A 460-nucleotide genomic window follows, 5' to 3' on the forward strand; every position below is an offset into this window, starting at 1 on the left:
GGCCTACACTGGGAGACGTAATCGCCACCGCACATGTTCCCAACCCGCCCCAACCGGCCATCCGCATGCAACACCTGAGTCCCGCCGACGCCCGCGCCCTGCTCGACAACGCCCCCGATGCGCTGTTCATCGACTGCCGCAGCGAGATGGAATACCTGTTCGTCGGCCATCCGCAGGGCGCCCACAACGTGCCCTGGAACGACGGGCCGGACTGGGAGGTGAACCCGCATTTCGTCCAGGCGGTGAAGAAACTGGCCGGCCATGCCTCGGCCCGCCCGGTGCTGCTGATCTGCCGCAGCGGCAACCGCTCCACGGCGGCGGCGCGTGCGCTGGAAGGCGCCGGCTTCACCACGGTGTACAACGTCCTGCACGGCTTCGAGGGCGACCTGGACCCGCAGCGGCATCGCAATACCCTGAATGGCTGGCGCCACGACGGGCTGCCGTGGGAACAGTACTGACA

Annotated in this window: 1 protein-coding gene; it reads left to right on the forward strand. The window is 68.0% G+C overall.

The features are described from left to right. A partial coding sequence (locus tag AB4Z35_RS30460; protein WP_442101223.1) for a rhodanese-like domain-containing protein occupies positions 1–458 on the forward strand: 458 nt, incomplete at its 5' end. Between the last annotated feature and the right edge of the window lie 2 nt (positions 459–460).

The organism is Pseudomonas sp. KB_15 (genome assembly GCF_052114525.1).
GTDB lineage: Bacteria > Pseudomonadota > Gammaproteobacteria > Pseudomonadales > Pseudomonadaceae > Aquipseudomonas.